At 66.7% G+C, this 22,700-nt stretch carries 17 protein-coding genes; 6 read left to right on the top strand and 11 right to left on the bottom strand.

Annotated features, from left to right (window positions below; genetic code table 11):
- Nucleotides 1–70 precede the first annotated feature (70 nt).
- Both V3B41_RS09925 and V3B41_RS09920 read right to left on the bottom strand, forming a co-directional pair.
- Complete coding sequence (locus V3B41_RS09925; protein ID WP_049429771.1) at nt 71–1,090, bottom strand: ribonucleotide-diphosphate reductase subunit beta; 1,020 nt, start codon at nt 1,088–1,090, stop codon at nt 71–73.
- A 130-nt stretch (nt 1,091–1,220) separates the two neighbouring features.
- Nucleotides 1,221–3,623, bottom strand: coding sequence for a ribonucleoside-diphosphate reductase subunit alpha (locus V3B41_RS09920; protein ID WP_049429772.1), 2,403 nt, complete (start codon nt 3,621–3,623; stop codon nt 1,221–1,223).
- 530 nt (nt 3,624–4,153) lie between these two features.
- Between V3B41_RS09920 and V3B41_RS09915 the strand changes: the two genes are divergently transcribed.
- A complete protein-coding gene (locus tag V3B41_RS09915; protein WP_197620491.1) occupies nt 4,154–4,990 on the top strand; it encodes a DUF2884 family protein in 837 nt (278 codons plus the stop codon).
- A gap of 28 nt (nt 4,991–5,018) precedes the next feature.
- Here V3B41_RS09915 and zapE read toward each other — a convergent pair whose 3' ends face one another.
- Complete coding sequence (zapE, locus tag V3B41_RS09910) at nt 5,019–6,119, bottom strand: cell division protein ZapE (RefSeq protein WP_295550065.1); 1,101 nt, start codon at nt 6,117–6,119, stop codon at nt 5,019–5,021.
- Nucleotides 6,116–6,787, bottom strand: a complete 672-nt coding sequence (locus tag V3B41_RS09905; RefSeq protein ID WP_049429775.1) for a CocE/NonD family hydrolase — start codon at nt 6,785–6,787, stop codon at nt 6,116–6,118. Before V3B41_RS09905 ends, zapE begins: the two co-directional genes overlap by 4 nt.
- 43 nt (nt 6,788–6,830) lie before the next feature.
- Here V3B41_RS09905 and V3B41_RS09900 point away from each other — a divergent pair, with 43 nt between their 5' ends.
- Nucleotides 6,831–7,688, top strand: a complete 858-nt coding sequence (locus V3B41_RS09900) for an EamA/RhaT family transporter (RefSeq protein WP_197633637.1) — start codon at nt 6,831–6,833, stop codon at nt 7,686–7,688.
- 141 nt (nt 7,689–7,829) lie between these two features.
- On the opposite strand, the gene V3B41_RS09895 is transcribed toward V3B41_RS09900, so the two are convergent.
- From V3B41_RS09895 to V3B41_RS09885, 3 genes are all read right to left on the bottom strand, one after another.
- A complete protein-coding gene (locus V3B41_RS09895) occupies nt 7,830–9,275 on the bottom strand; it encodes an ExeM/NucH family extracellular endonuclease (RefSeq protein ID WP_329860885.1) in 1,446 nt (481 codons plus the stop codon).
- 210 nt (nt 9,276–9,485) lie between these two features.
- Nucleotides 9,486–10,004, bottom strand: coding sequence for a c-type cytochrome (locus tag V3B41_RS09890; RefSeq protein WP_043400625.1), 519 nt, complete (start codon nt 10,002–10,004; stop codon nt 9,486–9,488).
- A gap of 211 nt (nt 10,005–10,215) precedes the next feature.
- Nucleotides 10,216–10,833: a TetR/AcrR family transcriptional regulator gene (locus tag V3B41_RS09885; protein ID WP_049429778.1), complete on the bottom strand. Its 618-nt coding sequence runs from the start codon at nt 10,831–10,833 to the stop codon at nt 10,216–10,218.
- Between the two features lie 161 nt (nt 10,834–10,994).
- On the opposite strand from V3B41_RS09885, the gene V3B41_RS09880 reads away from it, so the two are divergent.
- Genes V3B41_RS09880 through V3B41_RS09870 form a run of 3 tightly spaced genes read left to right on the top strand, consistent with a single transcriptional unit; the run spans nt 10,995 to nt 15,803 of the window.
- Nucleotides 10,995–12,158 (top strand): isovaleryl-CoA dehydrogenase, encoded by a 1,164-nt coding sequence (locus V3B41_RS09880; protein WP_049429779.1) that lies wholly within the window; start codon nt 10,995–10,997, stop codon nt 12,156–12,158.
- Between the two features lie 10 nt (nt 12,159–12,168).
- On the top strand, nt 12,169–13,779 hold the full coding sequence (locus V3B41_RS09875) for a carboxyl transferase domain-containing protein (RefSeq protein WP_049429780.1): 1,611 nt from the start codon (nt 12,169–12,171) through the stop codon (nt 13,777–13,779).
- Nucleotides 13,780–13,820: 41 nt separating this feature from the next.
- Nucleotides 13,821–15,803, top strand: coding sequence for an acetyl/propionyl/methylcrotonyl-CoA carboxylase subunit alpha (locus tag V3B41_RS09870; protein ID WP_295550050.1), 1,983 nt, complete (start codon nt 13,821–13,823; stop codon nt 15,801–15,803).
- A 21-nt stretch (nt 15,804–15,824) separates the two neighbouring features.
- Here V3B41_RS09870 and V3B41_RS09865 read toward each other — a convergent pair whose 3' ends face one another.
- Nucleotides 15,825–17,000 (bottom strand): putative peptide maturation dehydrogenase, encoded by a 1,176-nt coding sequence (locus V3B41_RS09865; protein ID WP_049429782.1) that lies wholly within the window; start codon nt 16,998–17,000, stop codon nt 15,825–15,827.
- Between the two features lie 142 nt (nt 17,001–17,142).
- Here V3B41_RS09865 and V3B41_RS09860 point away from each other — a divergent pair, with 142 nt between their 5' ends.
- Nucleotides 17,143–17,448 carry an NHLP-related RiPP peptide gene (locus tag V3B41_RS09860; RefSeq protein ID WP_049429783.1) on the top strand — a complete coding sequence of 102 codons (306 nt, stop codon included), beginning with the start codon at nt 17,143–17,145 and terminating at the stop codon, nt 17,446–17,448.
- Here the strand turns inward: V3B41_RS09860 and V3B41_RS09855 are convergent.
- The 3 genes from V3B41_RS09855 to aceA form a co-directional block, all read right to left on the bottom strand.
- Nucleotides 17,421–19,958, bottom strand: a complete 2,538-nt coding sequence (locus V3B41_RS09855; protein ID WP_049429784.1) for a putative peptide modification system cyclase — start codon at nt 19,956–19,958, stop codon at nt 17,421–17,423. The genes V3B41_RS09860 and V3B41_RS09855 overlap by 28 nt on opposite strands.
- 17 nt (nt 19,959–19,975) lie before the next feature.
- Nucleotides 19,976–21,016 (bottom strand): GGDEF domain-containing protein, encoded by a 1,041-nt coding sequence (locus tag V3B41_RS09850; RefSeq protein ID WP_329860879.1) that lies wholly within the window; start codon nt 21,014–21,016, stop codon nt 19,976–19,978.
- Nucleotides 21,017–21,385: 369 nt separating this feature from the next.
- Nucleotides 21,386–22,687, bottom strand: coding sequence for an isocitrate lyase (gene aceA / locus V3B41_RS09845; protein ID WP_004153647.1), 1,302 nt, complete (start codon nt 22,685–22,687; stop codon nt 21,386–21,388).
- Between the last annotated feature and the right edge of the window lie 13 nt (nt 22,688–22,700).

The raw sequence follows: 22,700 nt of genomic DNA, 5'->3' as shown, positions 1-22,700 counted from the left end.
CGACTCTACAGAAACGAAGAACCCCGGCATTGGCCGGGGTTCTTCGTTGCGGTAGGCCTGACCGGTTCGATCAGAAGTTCATGTCGAAGGCCACTTCGCCCTGCACGCCCACCTGGTAGGCCGAGACGCGGCGTTCGAAGAAGTTGGTCAGTTCCTGCACGTCCTGCAGCTCCATGAACGGCAGCGGGTTGCGCACGTTGTACTTCTTTTCCATGCCCAGCTTGGCGAAGTGCTGGTCGGCGCAGTGCTGCAGGTACTGGCGCATGTCGCGGGTCGAGATGCCGGCCACGCCGCCGGACAGCACGTCCTCGGCGAACTGCACTTCGCATTCGATGGCTTCGGCCAGCATGTCGTAGACCTGCTGCTTCATTTCATCGTCGAACAGGTCCGGCTCTTCCTCACGCACCACGCGCACCGACTCGAACGCGAACTCCATGTGCGCGCTCTCGTCGCGGAACACCCAGTTGGTGCCCGAGGCCAGGCCCGGCAGCAGGCCGCGCGAACGGAAGTAGTACACGTAGGCGAACGCAGCGAAGAAGAACAGGCCTTCGATGCAGGCAGCGAAGCAGATCTGGTTGAGCAGGAACTGGCGGCGCTGTTCGCGGGTCTCGATGCGGGTCAGGCTCTGGATCGAGTCGATCCACTTGAAGCAGAAATCGGCCTTCTTCTTGATCGAGTCGATGTTCTCCACCGCCGAGAACGCCTTGGCGCGCTCTTCCGGATCCGGCAGGTAGTTGTCGAGCAGGGTGAGGTAGAACTGCACGTGCAGCGCTTCTTCATACAGCTGGCGCGACAGGTACATGCGCGCTTCCGGCGCATTGAGGTGCTGGTACAGGTTCAGCACCAGGTTGTTGGACACGATCGAGTCGCCGGTGGCGAAGAACGCGACCAGGCGGTGGATCAGGTGGCGCTCACCCGGCGACATCTTGCTGTGCAGGTCGGTGATGTCGATCTGGAAGTTGATCTCTTCCACCGTCCAGGTGTTCTTGATCGCGTTCCGGTACATGTCATAGAACTGCGGGTAGCGCATCGGGCGCAGGGTCAGTTCAAAACCGGGATCGAGCAGCATCTGCTTGGGCTTGTCGGCCATGGGTGTTTCCTTGTCTTCTCGGGTCAAAACGCCGGGCATGGCCCGGCGCTACCTGGGTGTTTCCGTGCGGCAGCCGAGCATGGCTCGGCTCTACAGGTGCGAGGTGCCGGCAAGGCCGGCACGCCGCGTCTTACTGGCAGGCCTCGCAGGCTTCCGGGTTTTCCAGCGAGCAGGCGATGGCTTCGTCCGGGCTGAACACCTTGGCCGGTGCGGCGGCACTCACCGTGGTCTTGGCGATCTTGGTGGCCGGGCGCGAACGCAGGTAGTAGGTGGTCTTGATGCCCTGCTTCCAGGCGTACATGTACATGGAGGACATCGCGCCGATGTTCGGGCTTTCCATGAACAGGTTGAGCGAGGCCGACTGATCGATGAAGGCGCCACGCTCGGCGGCCATGTCGATCAGCGAACGCATCGGCAGTTCCCACGCGGTGCGGTAGACCTCGCGCAGCGTTTCCGGAATCTGCGCCACGCCGGCGATGGAACCTTCGGCCAGCTTGATGGCGTCGCGCATGTCGGCGGTCCACAGGCCCAGCTTCTTCAGCTCGTTCACCAGGTAGCGGTTGACCTGCAGGAAGTCACCGGACAGGGTCTCGCGCTTGAACAGGTTGGACACCTGCGGCTCGACGCACTCGTAGCAGCCGGCGATCGAGGCGATGGTCGCGGTCGGTGCGATCGCGATCATCAGCGAGTTGCGCAGGCCGTGTTCCTTGATGCGCTCACGCAGGGCATCCCAGCGCGCGGTGTCTTCCGGCACCACGTTCCAGGCGTCGAACTGCAGTTCGCCGCTGGCGGCACGGGTGTCGTTGAACGACGGGTGCTTGCCGCGTTCCTGGGCCAGCTCGCAGGAGGTTTCCAGCGCGTGGAAGTAGATCGCTTCGGCAATCTTCTTCGACAGCGCGCGGGCTTCGGCGCTGTCGAACGGCAGGCGCTTGCGGAAGAACACGTCCTGCAGGCCCATGCAGCCCAGGCCGACCGGACGCCAGCGCAGGTTGGCACGGCGCGCGGTTTCGATCGGGTAGAAGTTCAGGTCGATGACGCGGTCGAGCTGACGCACGGCCAGGCGCACGGTCTCGGCCAGCTTCTCGAAGTCGAACTCGTTGTGCTCGTCGAAGTGGTTGCCCAGGTTGATCGAACCCAGGTTGCACACCGCGGTTTCATCGTTGGAAGTGACTTCCAGGATTTCGGTGCACAGGTTGGACAGGTGGATCACGTTGCCCGGACGCAGGGTCTGGTTGCTGGCGCGGTTGCACTTGTCCTTGAAGGTCATCCAGCCGTTGCCGGTCTCGGCCAGCGTACGCATCATGCGGGCGTACAGCTTGCGGGCAGAGATGGTGCGGTTGGCCTTGCCCTGCGCTTCGGCCTGCAGGTAGGCGGCTTCGAAGGCTTCGCCGAACAGGTCGGTGAACTCCGGCACCACGCGCGGATCGAACAGCGACCATTCCTGGTCGGCTTCGACGCGCTTCATGAACAGGTCCGGCACCCAGTTGGCCAGGTTCAGGTTGTGCGCACGGCGGGCTTCGTCACCGGTGTTGTCACGCAGTTCGAGGAAGTCCTCGATGTCGGCGTGCCAGGTTTCCAGGTAGACGCAGGCCGCGCCCTTGCGCTTGCCGCCCTGGTTCACCGCGGCCACGGACGAATCCATGGTCTTCAGCCACGGCACGATGCCGTTGGAGTGGCCGTTGGTCGACTTGATGAGCGAACCACGCGAACGCACGCGGGTGTAGCTGACGCCGATGCCGCCGGAGAACTTCGACAGCTGGGCGATGTCGCCGTACTTGGAATAGATCGACTCCAGCGAGTCCTGCGGCGAATCCAGCAGGAAGCACGAGGACAGCTGCTCGTGGGTGGTACCGGAGTTGAACAGGGTCGGGCTGGACGGCAGGTAGTCCAGGTTGCCCATGCGCTTGTACAGCGCCAGGGTCTCGGACACGTCCTCGCTCAGCGCGCTGGCGATGCGCAGGAAGAACTGCTGCGGGGTCTCGATCACCTTGCGGGTGTGCGGGTGGCGCAGCAGGTAACGGTCGTACAGGGTACGCAGGCCGAAGTAATCGAAGTTCAGGTCCAGCGAGATGTCGATGGCATCGTTGAGCTTGCGCGCGTTGGTCTGCACGAAGTTCAGCAGGCGGTCGTTGATCAGGCCGACTTCATGGCCACGGCTGACCGACTGCGAGAAAGCGTAGATTTCCTGGCCCGAGACTTCCTTGGCGATGTAGTTGGCCAGCAGGCGCGCAGCAAGGCGGCCGTACTCGGGCTCTTCACCGATCAGCAGGGCGGCGGTGCGGATGGACAGTTCGTCCAGCTCGCGGGTGGTGGCGCCGTTGTACAGGCCGGAAATGGTGCGGGTGGCCACGCGCATCGGATCGACGGCGTGCAGGCCTTCAGAGGAACGCTGCACCGCGCGCACGATCTTGTTCAGGTCCACCAGTTCGGTGGTCCCGTTGCGCTTGGTCACACTCATCGCGTTGGCCGTCGGCGGCGACGTCAACAGGAACTCGCTTTCCTTCTCGATGGTGGCGCTGGATTCGGTGCTCACGGCGTATGTCCTCTTGGCGTGATTGGGGGTGCTCGATGCATCGGGGTGACGCAGCCCGGGACATGACGGCCCAGGATGGCAGGACGGCGTCGCAGGGAATGAGACCCTGCGCCTGCCACTGCCGTTGACGATCGCGGATGGGTGCTGCTGCCAACCCCCAGACTTGGGGTTGCTGCGACCGACGGCCACAAGATAGTGGGGGTAATGGGGTCCGTCAACGCCAAATGTAGTGAAATTCGGCAATCCCTTGCGCCGCAAGGATCGTGCCATCGGCGCCCTGATCAGACGCTTCAGACCTGCCGGAACGGGCTGCGCAGTCAAGCCCGAAAGGCGTCACTGCGGTGGCACAACACACCGCGGAAACGGAACAATGACAGCTTCACATGACAGTGATGAAGCTGGCTAGGGACAACCCTGTGGATAGGTGGTGGGCAGCCGGTGGGAATGCGGTGGACGGGTGACTTCCGGCCGGTGACGCCCGCGCGCGGGCAGCCGATGCTGGCCCCTCGCCTGCGGAGAAGGATGATCCGATGCACCTGCGACTGCCCCTGCTGGCACTGCTGCCCGCTCTGTTCACCGCTCCCGCGCTGGCCGCCGAGGGGCCGGGCCTGCGTTCGGACCAGTGCGGCATCCACACCGACTACGACGTGCTGGTGGACAGCGGTGGCATCTGGCTGCGGCATGGCCCGCAGGCGCCGCATGAAGTGGTGTTCCACGACGGCGAGCTGAGCCTGGACGGCACGATGGTGCCGGTCAGCGCCGCCGACGCTGCCCGCCTGCGGCAGATGGAGGCCGGCGCCCGCCAGCTGATGCCCGCCGCCACCGCGCTCGCCCATGAAGTCTCCGGGGTCACCTTCGATGCGCTGGACGCCGCCTTCGAAGCCATCACCGGCAAGTCCCGCAACCGCCAGATGCGGGCGATGCGTGGCGAGATGCAGGACTGGATCGAGGCCAGCCTCGGCCGCGGCTACTGGGAGCAGGACACTTTCGGCGATGGCTTCGACGCGCACATCGAGCAGATGGCCGAGACAATGGCCACGTCGATGACCCGCAGCGTGCTGTGGCAGGTATTCACCGGCCGCGCCGGCGCCATGGAGCGCCGCGCCGACCGCCTCGATGCCGAGGTCGACCGCCGCATGGAAGCGCGCAGCCAGCAGCTGGAAGCCAGGGCCATGGCGCTATGCCCGCTGGTGCAGTCGCTGGCGGATGCCCACGACGCGCTGGAGCTGCGCTACCAGGGACAGCCGCTGCGGCTGCTGGAGCGCGGCGACAGCGTGCGGGTAGAGCATGGCAGCGGTTCGGGGCTGCATGTGTCGGCCGGGCCGGAGGAGCGGCCGCGTGACGACGCCTTGGCGCCCTCCCGATAACCACGCGGCTCTACAAACGGCACGACCCTCACGCCCGGTGCGGGGTACCCAGGTACTCGGCGCTCTGCATCTCGATCAGGCGCGAGGCGGTGCGCTCGAACGCACCCTGCAGGCGCTGGCCGGTGTACAGCTCGATCGGCGAGGTGCTTGCGGTGCACACCAGGTTGACGTGGCGGTCGTACAACTCATCGATCAGGTTGACGAAGCGGCGCGCGGCATCTTCGTTCAGGCGGTCAAAGGCGGGAATGCCGCCCAGCAGCACCGTGTTGAACTCGTGCGCGATCTCGATGTAATCCGAAGGGCCGCGCGGACCTTCGCACAGCGCGGCGAAATCGAACCAGGCAATGCTCTTGCCGCGGCCACGGACCGGGATCTTGCGGCCCTCGATCTCGATGTTGCCGGGCTTGGCCGGCTGACCACCACTCAGTTCGTTCCAGCGCGTGGCCAGCCAGTCGTCGCTGTCGGCGGCCAGCGGCGCGCGGTACACCGGCGAGCGGGTCAGCGCGCGCATCCGGTAATCCTCGGTGCCTTCGGCGTACAGCTCGACGCAGAACCGCTGCAGCAGGCCGATCGCCGGCAGGAAGCTCTCGCGCTGCAGCCCGTTGAGGTACAGGTTCTCCACCGCCGTGTTGGAGGTGGTGATCAGGGTCACGCCCTCGGCGAACAGGCGCTCCAGCAGCCGTGCCAGCAGCATGGCATCGCCGATGTCGGTAACGAAGAACTCGTCCAGCACCAGCACGCGCAGGTTGCTGCGCCATTCCTGGGCGATCTTCGCCAGCGGGTCGCTCTGCCCCTGGTGCTCGCGCAGGCGCTCATGGACGCTGCGCATGAAGCGGTGGAAGTGGGTGCGGTACTTCTGCTTGATCGGCAGGCCGTCGTAGAACAGGTCGACCAGGAAGGTCTTGCCGCGGCCGACGCCACCCCAGAAGTACAGCCCCTTTACCGGCTCGGGCTTCTTCCAGAACGAGGACAGGCGGTCCAGCCAGCCGTCCTCGGCACTGTCCAGCAGGCCCAGGTGGATGCGGTCCAGCTCGGCCAGCGCCGCATGCTGGGCCGGGTCGTTCTGCCAGTCGCCACGGGCGACCCCTTCCGCGTACCGCTGCGACGGGGTCAACTCGGTTGCACTCATGCCGCCGCGCCCAGCCAATGCTTCACGCCGTGGGTCAGCGCGCCACGCAGGTCGATCAGCTTGCGGTGGAAGAAGTGGCTGGTCTCGGGCATGCGCACCAGCTCATGCGGGAAATCCAGCGTGTCCAGCCACTGATAGACCGCCTGCGGGTCGACGATCTCGTCCTGCTCGCCCTGGATCACCAGCCAGCGCGCCGGCGGTGCGATGCCATCGAAATCCCAGCGGCCGGCCGGCGGCGCGATCGAGATCAGCGCTTCGGGCTGCAGCGCGGCAGCGGCCTTCAGCGAAACGAACGAACCGAAACTGAAACCGGCCAGCCACAGGCGGTCGTCGGGGCGCTGGCTCTGCACCCAGGCAGCCACGGCCTTCAGGTCATCCTGCTCGCCCACGCCGTGGTCGAACTCACCGGCCGAACCACCGACGCTGCGGAAGTTGAAGCGCACCGTGGCGATGCCCAGCTCGCGCAGGGTGGTGGCGGTCATGGTGACCACCTTGTTGTGCAGGGTGCCGCCTTCGGTGGACAAAGGGTGGCAGATGATGGCCACGATCGGCTGCACCGGCACATCGGCCTTGGGCAGGTCGACGACCACTTCCAGCGGGCCGGCCGGGCCGTCCAGTTCGAGGCAGGCGGTTTCGCCGGGGGCAACGGGGAACAAGGGCTTGTGCATGGCACCATGATACCGTCCCCCGCCCCTGCCCTGTGCCCGCCCCATGCTCTACCTGTCTTTGGCCGTGATCTGCAGCGTGCTGGTTTCGGTGTTGTTGAAGGTGGCTGGACGCCGCCAGCTGGATGTCGCGCAGATGGTCACCTGGAACTATCTGGTGGCCGCGACAATGACGGCGGTGGTGCTGCAGCCGCCGCTGGACGCACTGCGCGCGCCGCATGCCCCGTGGCTGTCATTGCTGGCGCTGGCGGTGGTGCTGCCCTCGATCTTCCTGGTGCTGGGCCGTGCGGTGGCGGTGGCCGGCATCGTCCGCAGCGATGTGGCGCAGCGGCTGTCGCTGCTGCTGTCATTGGCCGCCGCGTTCCTGTTCTTCGGCCAGAGCGCCACGCCGTGGAAGCTGGCCGGCCTGGCGCTGGGCCTGGTCGCCATGGTTGCGATCAGCCTGCGCCCGCGTGGGCCGGCCCTGGCGGCCTCACCCGGCGGTTGGGGGTGGTTGCTGGGCGTGTGGGGCGGGTTCGCGGTGGTGGACGTGCTGCTCAAGCAGGTGGCGCTGTCGGGCACACCGTCGATGGCGGCGGTGCTGGCCAGCTTCAGCGTGGCCTTCGTGCTGATGCTGGCGCTGCAGTTGTCGCGGCATTTCAGCGGCCGCAGCCGGCTGGCCTGGCGCAACCTCGGTGCCGGCGCGCTGCTGGGCCTGCTCAATGGCGGCAACATTCTCTTCTATGTGCATGCGCACCAGGCGATGCCGCAAAGCCCGGCTACCGTGTTCGCCGGCATGAACATCGGCGTGGTGGTGCTGGGTGCGCTGGTGGGCGTGTTCGCCTTCGGCGAGGCGACCACGAAGTGGAACCGCGCCGGCCTGGCACTGGCGGTGCTGGCGATCGGGTTGATCGCCTGGGGGTGAGCATGTGCATCGGGGTGGGGGGGGGGGCGGGGGGGGGGGGGGGGGGGGGGGGGCGGGGGGGGGGGGGTGTGGGGGGGCGCCCCTGGCCTCGGGGGGGCCCCCCCCGTCCTGGCGCGGGGGCCCCCACCCCTGCGTTGGGCGTTATTTATCGAAACCCAGCAGCAGCGGGTCGTGGTCGGAGCTGCGCCACGGCCCCTGCACATTGCGGCCCTGGTAGCCGCTGGCGTCCTGCTCGTCGGCGTTGCTGTGCCATTCGGCGGCGCCGCGCAGGCGCTTGGCCATGCCCGGGCTCAGCAGTGCATGGTCGAGGCGGCCGGTGTAGCCGTTGTAGACGTAGCTGTAGGGATGCTCGACCTTGGCCACCTTGAACGCGTCCTGCCACCCCAGGTCATGCAGGGTGCGGATCGGGTCTTCCATCGCATAGGCGTTGAAATCACCCAGCAGCACGGCGTCCTTTGCACCGGTGCCGGTTGGATCCGTCTGCAGCCAGGCGTGCAGCTGCTGCGCGGAGGTCACGCGGGTCGCATTCCAGCAGCCCTGGTTGTCATTGTGGTCGGCGTCTGCACCGGCGGCCTCGCGACAGCCCTTCGACTTGAAGTGGTTGGCCACCACCACGAACGGCGCGCCCTGCTTGCCCTGGAAGGCCTGCGCCAGCGGCACGCGGCTGTGCTCGACGAACGGGCCACCGGTCAGCGTGGCCGGCTTTCCCTGCGGCTGCAGGCGGTTGCTGCGGTAGATGATGCCGACCCGGATCGGATTGTCGCCGGGGCCGTTGCCGGCATCGACGAAGCGCCAGTCACCCTGCGCGCCGCGGTCCCGGTTGAGCGCATCGACCAGTTCGGCGATGGCCGACTGCGGGCCGTAGCCATCGTTTTCCAGTTCCATCAGCGCGGCGACGTCGGCACCCAGCGCGTTGACCGTGGTGACCAGCTTGGCCACCTGCGCCTTGTGTTCATCCAGTGTGCGCGCACCGCGCAGGGTCGGGAAGCCACCGCCCTGGCCGTCGCCGTTGAAGAAGTTCTCCAGGTTGAAGGCCGCCACGTGCAGGCTGCCCGGCACCGTCGGCACCGCCGGGCGCTTCAGCTCCGGCAGCTTCAGCACGCCTTCGACCTGCAAGCGCGGGTGCCCCTGCGCGTCCACGTGCACGACACCTTCCACGTTGCGCAGCTGCATGCCGGCGCGCAGCACCGGGTTGCCCGGCAGGTACGGCACGCTGGCCGGGTCGCGGGCATCACTGCCATCGTCCAGCACCAGGCGGCGGCGCAGGTTGTCGGCCATCACCTGCTCGTAGCCGGCAGTACCCGGCGCGGCCACTTCGGTGGGCTGCCAGAGGCGGCCATCGAAGGCGACAGTGAGCTGGCCGAAGCGCTCCAGGCCATCGGTGCCGGCCAGGGTGAGCGGCGCGGCGATGCGCACACGCTGGCCGTCCAGCGCGCGCCAGTCAGCCGGCGCGGCGGTCAGCACCACGGTCGCGCTGCTGCGCGCGGCAGCGGGCGTCGTAACCGGTGCGGCCTGCGGCTGGGCCTGGGCGAAGGCGCTGGCCGGCAGCAGCAGGGACAGGGCAAGAGCAAGGGAACGGCGGCGCATCGACGGGCGATTCCAGGGAAGAGGGCGCACAGACTAACCCTGAAATGCGAAACCCCGCTTGCGGGCGGGGGAATATGGGCGATCAGGCCTCGGTGGGCAAAGCCGGTGCGGTGACCGGCGTGACCGGCGGTTAGGCGATTCGGTCGTTCGGCGGTTCGGCGGTTCAGCAGTTCGGCCATCCAGCGGTTTGGCCGTTCCGCCGTTCGGAGGCTATTTCAGGTTGCCCAGCATCCAGTCCACGGTGGCGTGGATCTGCTCCTCGGTCAGCGCCGGGTTGCCACCCTTGGGTGGCATGATGCCGCCGTCCGGGCCGGTATAGCCCTCGATGGCGTGCTTGTAGAGCGTGTCCTTGCCCTGCGCGATGCGCTTGTCCCAGTGCGAGTGGTCCAGCGTTGGCGCCATGCCCACACCCGTGGTGTGGCAGGCAGTGCACAGGTTGTCGAAGATGACCTTGCCGTCCTTGGTGCCGCCGTAGGCCACCTGCGACGCGGCCTTGGCCAGCGCGGCGGCCTTGGCGGCGGCCTGCGCGGCAGCGCCGGTGCTGCCGGCATAGACCGCGCCGGTGGGCGAGATGCGCTGTTCGGTGCGCTTGGCCGCGGCCGGCGACACCTCGGGCGGAATCCGGGTGTGGATGTAGGCGGCAAGGAGGATGAGGCCGAGGGTGATGGTCGCCAGCAGCGCGATCACCATGGAGAAGCGTTTCAGGAACTCCAGATCGTAATTCCGCACTCTTCGTTACCCCTGGCTGATAGTCGTTGGACCACGGCTGAGCGACTGCGTGATGGACCGAGTATAGAACGCGCTTTGCGTGCGACAACAGGCGTCACTGCTGGTGCGGCGCAACATGCCGGGGGGCTGGGGTCAGATCCCTTTTGCCACGCAGAAGGGATCTGACCCCGGCAACGCAAGCGCGGCAACAGCCGCCGGGCATGGCCCGGCGCTACCGTTTTGCGGAGGCGCCGATCGCGCGCAGGCAGAAGCTGCAGATCGCATCCACCAGTGCGCCTTCGTCGCGGTGCGCTTCGCGGCTGGGCGCGGTCGGGCCGACCATCGCTTCGGTGAAGGCACCGACCAGGCACGCGGCCGTGGCGTGCGCGTCCTGCGCCGGCAACTCACCGGCGGCCACGCCCTCTTCCACCAGGCGCAGGAAGACATCCCCAAAGGCACGACGACCGCGCATGCGTTCGGCTTCCACGTCCGGGTCGACCGGCTCGACGATGAAGGCATGGGCCAGCCCCGGCCCGGCCAGGGCGCGGCGGACGAAGGCGGTGATCGCCAGCCGCAGCCGCTCGCTGGCCGCCTCCGGACCACTGGCAATGCGCTCCATGATCGCCACTTCATGGGCCACGGCGGCGTTGAGCACCTCCACGAACAGTTCGGCCTTGGACGGGAAGTGGCGGTAGATCAGGCCGGTGGACACCCCGGCCTGGGTCGCTACGGCGGTCACCGGGGCGTTGCGCCAGCCACCGGTGGCGACCAGCTCGCGGGTGGCCAGCAGGATCCTTTCACGGGCCCCGGCCAGGCGTTCTTCCATCAATGCAGAGCGTTTATAGGCCATGTTCTGATTCTAGTTTCAATTTTTGAATTCGTATTCACTTCTTACCCGAACCCCGCTACGCTGGGGTCCAATCGCCCGTGCGGGCAGCGGTCCTGCAGACCGCCGCCCGCTCCCCCGCCGGGTGCGTCCATTTCCTGCCATCCCGCCGTGGAGCCACCACAATGCACGTGCCATCCCTGAACTTCGATCTTGGCGAAGACATCGACCTGCTGCGCCAGAGCGTGGCCCATTTTGCCGCCGCCGAGGTCGCACCGCTGGCCGCCGAAGCCGATGCCAGCAACCAGTTCCCGCTGGCCCTGTGGCCCAAGCTGGGCGAACAGGGCCTGCTCGGCCTCACCGTGGAGGAAGCATACGGCGGCACCGGCATGGGTTACCTGGCCCATGTGGTGGCGATGGAAGAAATCTCGCGCGCCTCCGGCGGCATCGGCCTTTCCTATGGCGCGCACTCCAACCTGTGCGTGAACCAGCTGCGCAAGAACGGCAACGAGGAACAGAAGCAGCGCTTCCTGCCCGACCTGTGCAGCGGCGCCAAGGTCGGCGCGCTGGCAATGAGCGAACCGGGCGCCGGCTCGGACGTGGTGTCGATGAAGCTGCGCGCGGACAAGCGCGGCGACCGCTACGTGCTCAACGGCAACAAGATGTGGATCACCAACGGCCCGGATGCCGACGTGCTGGTGGTCTATGCCAAGACCGACATGGACGCCGGCGCCAAGGGCATCACCGCCTTCCTGGTCGAAAAGGGCATGAAGGGCTTCTCCACCGCGCAGAAGCTGGACAAGCTGGGCATGCGTTCCTCGCCCACCTGCGAGCTGGTGTTCCAGGACTGCGAAGTGCCGGAAGAAAACGTACTGGGCCAGGTCGGTGGCGGCGTGCGCGTGCTGATGTCCGGCCTGGACTACGAGCGGGTGGTGCTGTCCGGTGGCCCGCTGGGCCTGATGGCGGCGGCCATGGACGTGGTGATGCCCTACGTGCACGAGCGTCACCAGTTCGGTGAGGCGATCGGCAGCTTCCAGCTGATCCAGGCCAAGATCGCCGACATGTACGTGGGCCTCGGCGCCTGCCGCGCCTATGTGTATGCCGTGGCGCGCGCCTGCGACCAGGGCCGCACCACCCGCCAGGACGCAGCCGGTGCCATCCTGTACGCCGCCGAGAAGGCCACCTGGCTGACCGGCCAGGCGATCCAGATCCTGGGCGGCAACGGCTACATCAACGAATACCCGACCGGCCGTTTGTGGCGCGACGCCAAGCTGTATGAAATCGGCGCCGGCACCTCGGAGATCCGCCGCATGCTGATCGGCCGCGAACTGTTCCAGCGCACCCTGTAAGGCCACCGCGATGACCGTCCTGAACAGCCAGCTGCAACCGGGCAGCGATACGTTTGAAGCCAACCGCACGGCCATGCAGGCCGTGGTCGACGACCTGCACGCCACGCTTGCCCGCACCGCACTGGGCGGCAACGAAGCGGCACGCGCCAAGCACACCGCACGCGGCAAGCTGCTGGTGCGTGACCGCATCGACGCCCTGCTCGACCCAGGCAGCGCCTTCCTCGAAATCGCGCCGCTGGCCGCGCATGGCATGTATGAAGACGCCGTGCCCGCTGCGGGCGTGGTGGCCGGCATCGGCCGGGTGAGCGGCGTGGAGTGCGTGATCGTGGCCAATGACGCCACGGTCAAGGGCGGCACCTATTACCCGATGACGGTGAAGAAGCACCTGCGCGCGCAGGAGATCGCCGAGCAGAACCACCTGCCCTGCATCTACCTGGTCGATTCCGGTGGCGCCTTCCTGCCGCTGCAGGACGAGGTGTTCCCCGACCGCGACCACTTCGGCCGCATCTTCTACAACCAGGCCAACCTGTCGGCGCAGGGCATTCCGCAGATCGCCTGCGTGATGGGCAGCTGCACCGCCGGCGGCGCCTACGTGCCGGCCATGAGCGATGAAACGGTGATCGTGCGCGAACAGGGCACGATCTTCCTCGGCGGCCCGCCGCTGGTGAAGGCGGCCACCGGCGAAGTGGTGACCGCCGAGGAACTGGGCGGCGCCGACGTGCATACGCGCATTTCCGGCGTGGCCGACCACATGGCCGACAACGACCTGCAGGCACTGGCACGCGTTCGCGCGATCATCGCCCAGTTGAACTGGCGCAAGCCGGAACCGGCGATGGCGGTACAGCCTTCCGAAGAACCGCTGCTGCCGGCGCACGACCTGTACGGGGTGATCCCGGCCGACACGCGCAAGCCCTACGACGTGCGCGAAGTGATCGCGCGCCTGGTCGATGGCTCGCGTTTTGATGAGTTCAAGCCGCGCTACGGCGCCACGCTGGTCACCGGCTTCGCCCATCTGAACGGCTACCCGATCGGCATCATCGCCAACAACGGCATCCTGTTCTCCGAGTCGGCACTAAAGGGCGCGCACTTCATCGAGCTGTGCACCCAGCGCAACATCCCGCTGGTGTTCCTGCAGAACATCACCGGCTTCATGGTCGGCCGCAAGTACGAACAGGGCGGCATCGCCAAGGACGGTGCCAAGCTGGTGATGGCGGTGGCCTGCGCCAGGGTGCCCAAGTTCACCGTGGTGATCGGCGGTTCGTTCGGTGCCGGCAACTACGGCATGTGCGGCCGCGCGTACTCGCCGAACTTCCTGTGGATGTGGCCGAACGCGCGCATCGGCGTGATGGGTGGCGAGCAGGCGGCCAGCGTGCTGGCCACGGTCAAGCGCGATGGCATCGAAGCCAAGGGCGGGCAGTGGCCGGCAGCGGAGGAAGACGCGTTCAAGGCGCCGATCCGCGACCAGTTCGAACAGCAGGGCCACCCGTATTACGCCAGCGCGCGCCTGTGGGACGACGGCGTGATCGATCCGGCCGACACCCGCCGCGTACTGGCCCTGGCGCTGTCGGCCAGCCTCAACGCCGCTCCACAGCAGACGCGCTTCGGCGTGTTCCGCATGTAACCCATGCCATGACCGAGCACGCTCCCATGAAGCCCGTTGCCATGTTCACCAAAGTCCTGATCGCCAACCGCGGCGAGATCGCCTGCCGCGTCATCGCCACCTGCCGCCGCCTCGGCATCGCCACCGTGGCGGTGTATTCCGATGCCGACCGCACTGCGCGTCACGTCCGGCTGGCCGACGAAGCCATCCACATCGGCCCGGCCGCCGCGCGCGAGAGTTACCTGCGCGGCGATGCCCTGCTCGACGCCGCACGCGCGACCGGCGCGCAGGCCATCCACCCCGGCTACGGCTTCCTCTCCGAGAATGCCGACTTCGCCGACGCCTGCGCCGCCGCCGGCATCACCTTCATCGGCCCACCGGCCAGCGCCATCCGCGCGATGGGTGACAAGAGCGCGGCCAAGGCACTGATGGCCCAGGCCGGCGTACCGCTCACCCCGGGCTACCACGGCGACCAGCAGGCGCCGGACTTCCTGCGCGCACAGGCCGACGCCATCGGTTACCCGGTACTGATCAAGGCCAGCGCCGGCGGCGGCGGCAAGGGCATGCGCAAGGTCGAGCGCAGCGAGGACTTCGTCGATGCGCTGGCCAGCTGCCAGCGCGAGGCGGCCTCGGCGTTCGGCAACGACCATGTGCTGGTCGAGAAGTACGTCGAGCGTCCGCGCCACATCGAGATCCAGGTGTTCGGCGATTCCCACGGTGATGCGGTGTACCTGTTCGAGCGCGACTGCTCGGTGCAGCGCCGCCACCAGAAGGTGCTGGAAGAAGCGCCGGCGCCGGGCATGAGCGCCGAGCGTCGTGCGGCGATGGGCAAGGCCGCGGTCGATGCCGCGCGCGCGGTGGGCTATGAGGGCGCGGGCACCGTGGAGTTCATCGCCGGCCCGGACGGCGATTTTTACTTCATGGAAATGAACACCCGCCTGCAGGTCGAGCACCCGGTCACCGAGTACATCACCGGCACCGACCTGGTGGAGTGGCAGCTGCGGGTGGCTTCGGGCCAGCCGCTGCCGCTGCGCCAGGAACAGCTGGCCATCCACGGCCACGCAATTGAAGCGCGGCTGTACGCCGAGGATGCCGATCGTGGCTTCCTTCCCTCCACCGGCACCCTGCGTCGCCTGCGCCTGCCGACGCCGTCGGCCAACGTGCGCGTGGATACCGGCGTGGAGGAAGGCGACAGCATCACCCCGTACTACGACCCGATGATCGCCAAGCTGATCGTCTGGGACGTGGACCGCGTTGCCGCGCTGCGCCGCATGAGCCAGGCACTGGCCGACTGCCAGGTGGTGGGCGTGACCACCAATGCCGGCTTCCTGCGCCGGCTGGTGAACACCGATTCGTTCACCCACGCCAAGCTGGATACCGCGCTGATCGAACGCGAACAGACGGCGTTGAGCGTAGTCGGCGACAGCGAACATGCACTGTGGCTGCTGGCAGCGGTGGCCGCCGTGACCAGCACCGCAGGAGCCATCACCGATGCCCGCGACCCGCATTCGCCATGGCAGGCACAGGACGGCTGGCGCCTCGGCGCATCCGCCCCGCGCGTGCTGCCGCTGCAGCAGGGCGAGCGCCGGCACACGCTGAGGGTGTGGCCGCAGGCTGATGGCTGGCGCGTGCAGTGCGACGACGCAGCACCGGTGCAGGTGATCGGCACGGCCGATGCACAGCATCTGACCGTGCAGCTGGGCGAGCGCCGTTGGTCACTGCAGCTGCTGCGCGAAGGCGACCAGCTGTACCTGTTCGGCGCCGACGGCCAGCACCGCTTCACCCTGCATGATCCGGTGGGCGAATCGGACCACGCCGTGGCCGATGCCGGCAGCCTGCTGGCGCCGATGCCGGGCAAGATCGTCGCCACGCTGGTCGCGGCCGGCACCGAGGTCAAGCGCGGCACCCCGCTGGTGGTACTGGAAGCGATGAAGATGGAGCACACCCTGCAGGCACCGGCCGACGGAACGGTGAAGGGCTACCGCGCCAAGGCAGGCGACCAGGTGGGTGATGGCGCGGTGCTGGTGGACTTCGAAGCGGCGTGATGTGGCAGAGGCCGCGCGGGGTCAGCCCGCGCGGTCTTCAAGGTTCCAGATCACGCCTGCCGGGTCCAGCTCGCTGGTCGTCATCCGTGATGCACGCCATCCGAAACCGCAGACCGCGAGCACCCCCTCATTGATCGTGTCCAGGCCCAAGGCTCGTTCGATCGGCTTTTCGTTGATCGCCGCAGTAATGAATGCTCCCAGGCCGGCATCCGTGGCCGCCAGATACAGCGTCTGCGATAGATGTCCCGCCTCCATCGCGACAACCCGATAGCTTTTCCCATGCTGGCGATACTTCCAGTACGTCCTGTTGAAACGCGGGGCCAGGATCACCAGCACATGCGCATCCGCAAACCAGTGCTGCTGCCCGACCATGGACATCACGAAGTCGCCATCGATGGCCACGGGGCAATCAATCGGCAGCAGTCCGTGGCCCTGCGCTCGATAGAGATACATGCCGGCAGCAAGTCCTTCGACATTACGCACCAGCACGTAGGCTTCGACAGGATGCAGTCCGCCGCCTGAGGGTACGTTCTTCTTCAGGAACACCAGATCATCGCCTTCTCGCTGGCAGCTGCTGCTGCCGAATGCCCGCTGCAGCATCTGGCTCAGCAGGGGCAGTGGCAGTGATCGGGTGACATCGAAGTTCCGGCAGGTGACGCGCCGCGCCAGCAGTGCGTCGAAATCGTTGGACTGCTGAGGCGGCAGTGGTACCAATCCTGCTTCGGCAGCGGCAGCGGCAGCGTGCGGTGGGGGCGCTCCCAACGTCCTGCGCATCTGCGAGGCTGTTTCGATCTGTGATTCACGCATGTTGCGAACGGCGTCAACATCCTCCCAGCGTGAGAAGGCATGCATGACCGCAGCCAGCGGGTGCCAGTGCGTTGCACGCAGCCGCTCATCACGAGCGGCAACATCGTCATCCTGTCCGCGGGTCAACACCAGGCGACTGGCAATCAGCAGGTCCATCGCAGGTGAACAGGCTTTCTCTGCCTCAAGCGTGGTCCATGCACTTGGGCTCAGGCTTCCCAGCAGCGCCTGTGCCGTGGCGTCCAGCACCACCGGCGCATCCAGGTGAGGGGCGAGTGCCTCCCAGGCAAGCGTGCGCACCAGGCCATCACCACCGCGCAGCAGGCCTTCAAGCTCAAACCGGATCTGCTCGGTGGGCTGTACCACTACGATCGCGCAGCGCCTGACATCCATCGGATCAGCCTTCCTTCATCGTGAATCCACGTTATCGAACCGCGGCCCGATTCCTTTACATCTTCCGCTCCACCCTCTCAAGAACCGGTTTGCCAGGCCGACATCACCACTGCCCCTCGACACTCCATGGATGCAGGACACAATGCCCACGTTGACGCTCTCGCTGCCGGTTGCCAGGACGCTGGTTCAGCGCCTCGCCACCGATGACACCTTCCGCCAGCTCTTCGCCACCGACACGGCCGCCGCGATACTGCTGGCTGGACACGTTCCATCCAACCCGGCTGACCTTCAGCAGTTCGTCCAGGATTGCTGCAAGAACATCTGCCTGGCGGAGAAGGACGTCATCGCACAGGCCGAAGACCAGATCGTCGCCATGCTGACCAGTGGTACCGGCTACTCCGTGCCGATGCTTGAGGACGGTTACGGCTCGCCGCGCACGCTGCGCTGAGGCATCGAGGCCATGGTGTCGGCAGCCTCGATTGCCGGCGCCGCCATGAGCCTGCGCACATCCACTACGTTAAGTGCCTGCAGGCAGAAGCTGCATTGCGCTTCTGCATAGGCAAATCCGGGGCGATCACGCAGCCAACGCGTCTGCTCATGGGCAACATCCTTCAAGCCCGCCTCCAGCGCCAGGTCACGCACTGCCAGCCGCACCTGCAGGCGTGGCTGCTTCTTCAGCAGCGGTACGAGCAGGTCCAGCCCGGCCTGGGGCCGACCCTCATGCTGCATCATCCGCCCGGCCAACAGGGTGACGTACTGGCGCAACACGCTGCTGTCAGGAAGATCCTGAAGCGCGTTCATCCGGGCCTGGACCGCCTTGGCCGGTGCGGCATCGCCCAGTCTCAGTGCCAGCAAGGCTGCCGCGTGTGCTGCAACCAGGCGATCCACTACCTCCACCGCGGGTTCGCCGCTCAGCTCTTCGAATGGCGCGGTCGCGGACGCGCGCGCCACCATCAAGGCTTTCGACTTTCTGCCGGCCATCATGTAGGCGACGGCCAGGGGCATGTCGAAGTTGTACCGATCCATGCCCTGGCGCCGTGCGGCAAGCATCCTCCCCTGTTCGGCGAGCTTGATGGCGCCCTCGACATCGCCTTGGTCAAGCGCAATCGTGGTAGCGAAATTACCAGCATGGAAGTTGTTCGGATCGATCCGTCCAAGCAGCGCATTGGCCTTCTCGAACTCGGCACGCGCTGCCGCCACCGTCGCCTGGCGCATCAATGCACCCTCCCAGCCATTGCTGGCGGCACGGCTGAACGCGATGTCAGCGTCTGCGTAGCGCTCGCTGGCCAGCAAGGCGCGGCCGTACTGGTCCTGTGCAATCTCAGGCAATTCGACCCTGCTATGTGCAACACGCCTGGAAAGCGCCAGGGCCTCGGCAAGGCGGTTCTCGTGGAAAAGATTCAGACCGGCGTTGTAGCTTGCAGGCATGTAATCCGGATACAGCTCTGCCATGCGCGCCCAGCCATCGGTGGCACGATCCGGATCACCGATCTGCAGCGCCCAGTTCTGCACATACAGGCGCTCGCGTGGCGTAAGGTGCCCTGATCGACGGTCGGCCTCTTCCAGCAGACGCTTGGCATCGTGGTAGTTCATCATGGCGAAGCGACAGCGGGCTTGGCCCAGCCATGCCAGGGCGAACTCAGGATCGACCTGGATCGCCTGCTCGAAGAACGCCATCGCGCCGTTGAAATCTCCGCGGCTGTAGCGCTTCTGGCCCAAGGCAAACGCACGCAGCGCATCCATGCTGCCCGTGGTCACCTCGGGCAGGGATTGGCTGTCGCGCTGGATCAATGCGGGCTCTTCGCCCAGGCGATCGCGCAGCTGGCGCGAAACATCGTCCACCGCCGCCAGTACCGCACCCGCCTTCGCATCGGCGGATACCACGGCCAGGGTGCGCAGCGTCGACGGCTCGACCACCTCCACGCTGAAGCGGGTGCGGCCGCCGATATCGGTAGCCGATGGCACGAACACCAGGCGGGCGCCGGTGCGCACCGCCACAGCGGCGGCATCGCCGCGTTCGCGGAGGCCACCATCCAGCGGTTTCCGCATCATCTCAAGGGTACGGCCAACGCGGTCGTCACTGACGACATTGACGTAGCGGGACTGCTCGAGACTGATCCGGAACGCCTGGTCCAGGGCGTCATCAAGCAAGCGGTTGCCGGTGAGGTTGTGCAGCCCGCCAAGCACCACCCAATCGCGTTCAGCGAATGCGATGGCCGGCTGTGGCCGGGTCAGCAACCAGACGCCAAGCACCGCGGCCAGCAGTACGGCGGCCTGCGCCGCCATCGCCAGTGGACGGCGCCACAACGGAAGATCACGCCGGGCCTTGGCCGTGTGCCGCAGCCGCCCCGGCGTGGGCATGCCCGCCGCCTGCACGCCGTAGACTTCAGCAGGCTGGCTCACACCCTTGAAGCGCCAGCGCCCGAACGATCGCCATTGCAGGCCTTCAGCCATCGCGCCCAGCGACCCACTGGAGCGACGCATGATGGATTCGGCCACCGCCGAAAGCAGGATCTGGCCCGGCCGTGCCAACTGCATCAGGCGCGCCGCCGTCGGCTTGGCCAGGCCTTCGACTTCAATCGCCTTGGCGCCAGCCCGCACTGCCTCGGCGCTGTTCTCCCACGTGAGCACATCGCCAACATGCAGACCGGCCCGCGCCTGCAGATGGATCTCGTGTCTCTGCCCCAGCGGCTGCAGCCCACGCTGGTAATCCAATGCGAAGCCAAGCGCGTCGATCGGGCGCTCGAACAGCATGAACAACCCGTCGGAGCGATCGATCAGCTGGCCGTTCCAGCGCTGCTGCAGCGCCAGCACCAGCCGGTCGTGTTCCTGGAACAGTTCGGCGGCAGCGACGTCGCCGATGCGTTCGACCAGCAGCAGCGAGTCACACAGGTCGGTGAACAGCAGGGCGCGCAGTTGCTGGTTGTGCGGCGCCGACGTTCCGTTGTCGCCATTCATCGCCTCTGTCTCCCGATCTAGGGTGAGTCCACTGCGTCTGCCCAACGCAGGCAGTTGCCACCATCACGCTTGGCCTGGTACAGCGCACGGTCCGCGCTGGCGTACCACTCGCTCCAGCCCGCCTCCGGTGCCAGCAGGCTGGCGCCGATGCTGACCAGGCTGACGTGCGGCGTGCCGTGGCTGCGTTCCAGCAGACCGTGTACCGCGCTGAGGATGAACTCGGCCGCGTGCTGCACGATCTCGTGGTTGCCACGACGCAGGATCAGGCAGAACTCGTCACCGCCGAGGCGGCAGGCAAGGTCCTGCTCGCCGGCCATCGAGCGCAGGATGTTGCCCATGCTCTGCAGCACGCGATCGCCGGCCTGGTGGCCATGGCGGTCGTTGATCTGCTTGAAGCGGTCGCAGTCGATCAGCAGCAGCGCCTGCGGCAGCCCACTGCCATCGGCGCGGCATTCCTGCAGGTACAGGGTGAGGCCACGGCGGTTGTGCAGCCCGGTCAGTTCATCGGTACGCACCAGCTCGCGGGTGTGGGTCAGCTGGTGGGTGGTGATGTACAGGTTGTCCAGCGCGGTTTCCAGGTCATGGTTGCACCGGCGCAGCTGGCTGATCAGGGCCTGTTCGTTGGTCAACACGCGCATGATCGTGCGGCGCAGGAAGTAGGCGACCAGGCCCGGATCGGATTCGACCAGGCGATGGAAGTCGGCGGGCCCCAGCTCAAGCACCTCGCAGTCCACCAGGGCGCGCGCACTGGCGCTGCGCGGGTGGTCACCCACCAGCAGCCCCAGTTCACCGAAGAACTCGTGCTGGCCAAGCGTCTTGATCACCAGGTCCTCGCCGAAGTCCAGTTCGATCTGGCCTTCCAGGATCACATACATGCGCTCGCCACGATGCCCGCGCTGGAACAGCCACTGTCCGGCATGAAGCTTGCATGGACGGGCAAATCTGGCGAACAATGCGACTTCGGCATCGGACAGCAGCGCATGCACGATCTCGGCCATCGCCACCCGGGCGATACCTGACGTCACATCACTGTTCTCGGCCGCACCCCTGCCGGTCATTCCCTGCACCCGCCGCCAGCGTCCCCTGGTGAGCCGCGGAGCATAGCACCGCTTTAAAATGTGCGCCCTATCTCATTTTGAGCCTTGTGGTCCACTTTCCCGATGTGAAGGCGCGCGGTGGCCGTTCTGCCCGCCACGGTCGAGGGAAAAGTCGTTCCGGATCAATCTGATGGCCACCTTCACAGGGTTTCGGCCAAGTTGCCGGTCTGTGGGGTGCGCCGGATTGACGCTGCCTGCGTTCATCGCGTTTCCATCGATACAACAACGCCGGCAGGTCCCCCGACCGGCCGGCGTTGTCTGGCCCTTCCCTGGCCACCCTGATCGTATTTCGAGGCTTCGGTAGCGCCGGCCGCTGGCCGGCACTACCGATCAGGCGGCGCGCTCGCTACGCCCGCCGTGGAACTGCTCTTCTTCGGTCGAACCGGTCAACGCGGTGGTCGAGGACTGGCCCTGCTGGATCGCCTGGGTCACGGCATCGAAGTAGCCGGTGCCGACCTCGCGCTGGTGCTTGACCGCGGTGAAGCCACGCTCGGCCGCTTCGAACTCGGCCTCCTGCAATTCCACAAAGGCGCTCATCTGGCGGCGTGCATAGCCGTGGGCCAGGTTGAACATGCCGTAGTTCAGCGCGTGGAAGCCGGCCAGGGTGATGAACTGGAACTTGTAGCCGTAGCTGCCCAGCTCGCGCTGGAACTTCGCGATCGTTGCGTCGTCCAGGTTCTTCTTCCAGTTGAAGCTGGGCGAGCAGTTGTAGGCCAGCAGCTTGCCCGGGAACTTCGCATGGATCGCCTCGGCGAACTTGCGCGCGAATTCCAGGTCCGGCTTGCCGGTCTCGCACCACACCAGGTCGGCATAGGGCGCGTAGGCCAGGCCGCGGCTGATCGCCTGGTCCAAGCCATTACGCGTCTTGTAGAAGCCTTCCACGGTGCGTTCACCGGTGGCGAACGGCTTGTCGTTGCCGTCGATGTCGCTGGTCAGCAGGTCGGCCGCCTCGGCATCGGTGCGCGCCACCAGCAGGGTCGGCACGCCCAGCACGTCGGCGGCCAGGCGCGCGGCGTTGAGCTTCTCGATCGCCTCGCGGGTCGGCACCAGCACCTTGCCGCCCATGTGGCCGCACTTCTTCACCGAGGCCAGCTGATCCTCGAAATGCACGCCGGCGGCGCCGGCCTCGATCATCGCCTTCATCAGCTCGAACGCGTTGAGCACGCCGCCGAAACCGGCCTCGGCATCGGCCACGATCGGCTGCAGGAAGTCGATGTCATCCTTGCCTTCGGCGTGGTGCAGCTGGTCGGCGCGCAGCAGGGTGTTGTTGATGCGCTTGACCACCGCCGGCACCGAATCGGCCGGGTACAGCGACTGGTCCGGATACATCTGGCCGGCCAGGTTGGCGTCGGCCGCCACCTGCCAACCGGACAGGTAAATCGCCTTCAGCCCGGCCTTGACCTGCTGCATGGCCTGGTTGCCGGTCAGCGCACCCAACGCGTTGACGAACTCGCGCTCATGCAGCGACGCCCACAGCTTCTCCGCGCCCAGGCGGGCCAGCGAATGCTCGATGTGCACGGTGCCGCGCAGGCGCACCACGTCGGCGGCGCTGTAGTTGCGCTGGATGCCTTCCCAGCGCGGGTTGGTGTCCCAGTCGTGCTGGATCTGTTCGGCAGTGGGCAGCTTGCTCATGTCTTTCTCCAGT

Source organism: Stenotrophomonas sp. SMYL89 (assembly GCF_036319985.1).
Lineage (GTDB): Bacteria > Pseudomonadota > Gammaproteobacteria > Xanthomonadales > Xanthomonadaceae > Stenotrophomonas > Stenotrophomonas maltophilia_Q.
The sequence above is the reverse complement of the archived record's forward strand: the minus strand, read 5'-3'. Positions and strand labels throughout refer to the sequence as shown.

What these genes read in the sequence shown, in the direction of transcription:
- V3B41_RS09850 (WP_329860879.1), bottom strand. Translation starts at nt 21,016, where the DNA reads ATGACCGGCAGGGGTGCGGCCGAGAACAGTGATGTGACGTCAGGTATC.
- V3B41_RS09905 (WP_049429775.1), bottom strand. Translation starts at nt 6,787, where the DNA reads ATGCACAAGCCCTTGTTCCCCGTTGCCCCCGGCGAAACCGCCTGCCTC.
- V3B41_RS09915 (WP_197620491.1), top strand. Translation starts at nt 4,154, where the DNA reads ATGCACCTGCGACTGCCCCTGCTGGCACTGCTGCCCGCTCTGTTCACC.
- V3B41_RS09925 (WP_049429771.1), bottom strand. Translation starts at nt 1,090, where the DNA reads ATGGCCGACAAGCCCAAGCAGATGCTGCTCGATCCCGGTTTTGAACTG.
- V3B41_RS09855 (WP_049429784.1), bottom strand. Translation starts at nt 19,958, where the DNA reads ATGAATGGCGACAACGGAACGTCGGCGCCGCACAACCAGCAACTGCGC.
- V3B41_RS09900 (WP_197633637.1), top strand. Translation starts at nt 6,831, where the DNA reads ATGCTCTACCTGTCTTTGGCCGTGATCTGCAGCGTGCTGGTTTCGGTG.
- V3B41_RS09875 (WP_049429780.1), top strand. Translation starts at nt 12,169, where the DNA reads ATGACCGTCCTGAACAGCCAGCTGCAACCGGGCAGCGATACGTTTGAA.
- V3B41_RS09895 (WP_329860885.1), bottom strand. Translation starts at nt 9,275, where the DNA reads ATGCGCCGCCGTTCCCTTGCTCTTGCCCTGTCCCTGCTGCTGCCGGCC.
- V3B41_RS09870 (WP_295550050.1), top strand. Translation starts at nt 13,821, where the DNA reads ATGTTCACCAAAGTCCTGATCGCCAACCGCGGCGAGATCGCCTGCCGC.
- V3B41_RS09880 (WP_049429779.1), top strand. Translation starts at nt 10,995, where the DNA reads ATGCACGTGCCATCCCTGAACTTCGATCTTGGCGAAGACATCGACCTG.
- V3B41_RS09865 (WP_049429782.1), bottom strand. Translation starts at nt 17,000, where the DNA reads ATGGATGTCAGGCGCTGCGCGATCGTAGTGGTACAGCCCACCGAGCAG.
- V3B41_RS09860 (WP_049429783.1), top strand. Translation starts at nt 17,143, where the DNA reads ATGCCCACGTTGACGCTCTCGCTGCCGGTTGCCAGGACGCTGGTTCAG.
- aceA (WP_004153647.1), bottom strand. Translation starts at nt 22,687, where the DNA reads ATGAGCAAGCTGCCCACTGCCGAACAGATCCAGCACGACTGGGACACC.
- V3B41_RS09885 (WP_049429778.1), bottom strand. Translation starts at nt 10,833, where the DNA reads ATGGCCTATAAACGCTCTGCATTGATGGAAGAACGCCTGGCCGGGGCC.
- zapE (WP_295550065.1), bottom strand. Translation starts at nt 6,119, where the DNA reads ATGAGTGCAACCGAGTTGACCCCGTCGCAGCGGTACGCGGAAGGGGTC.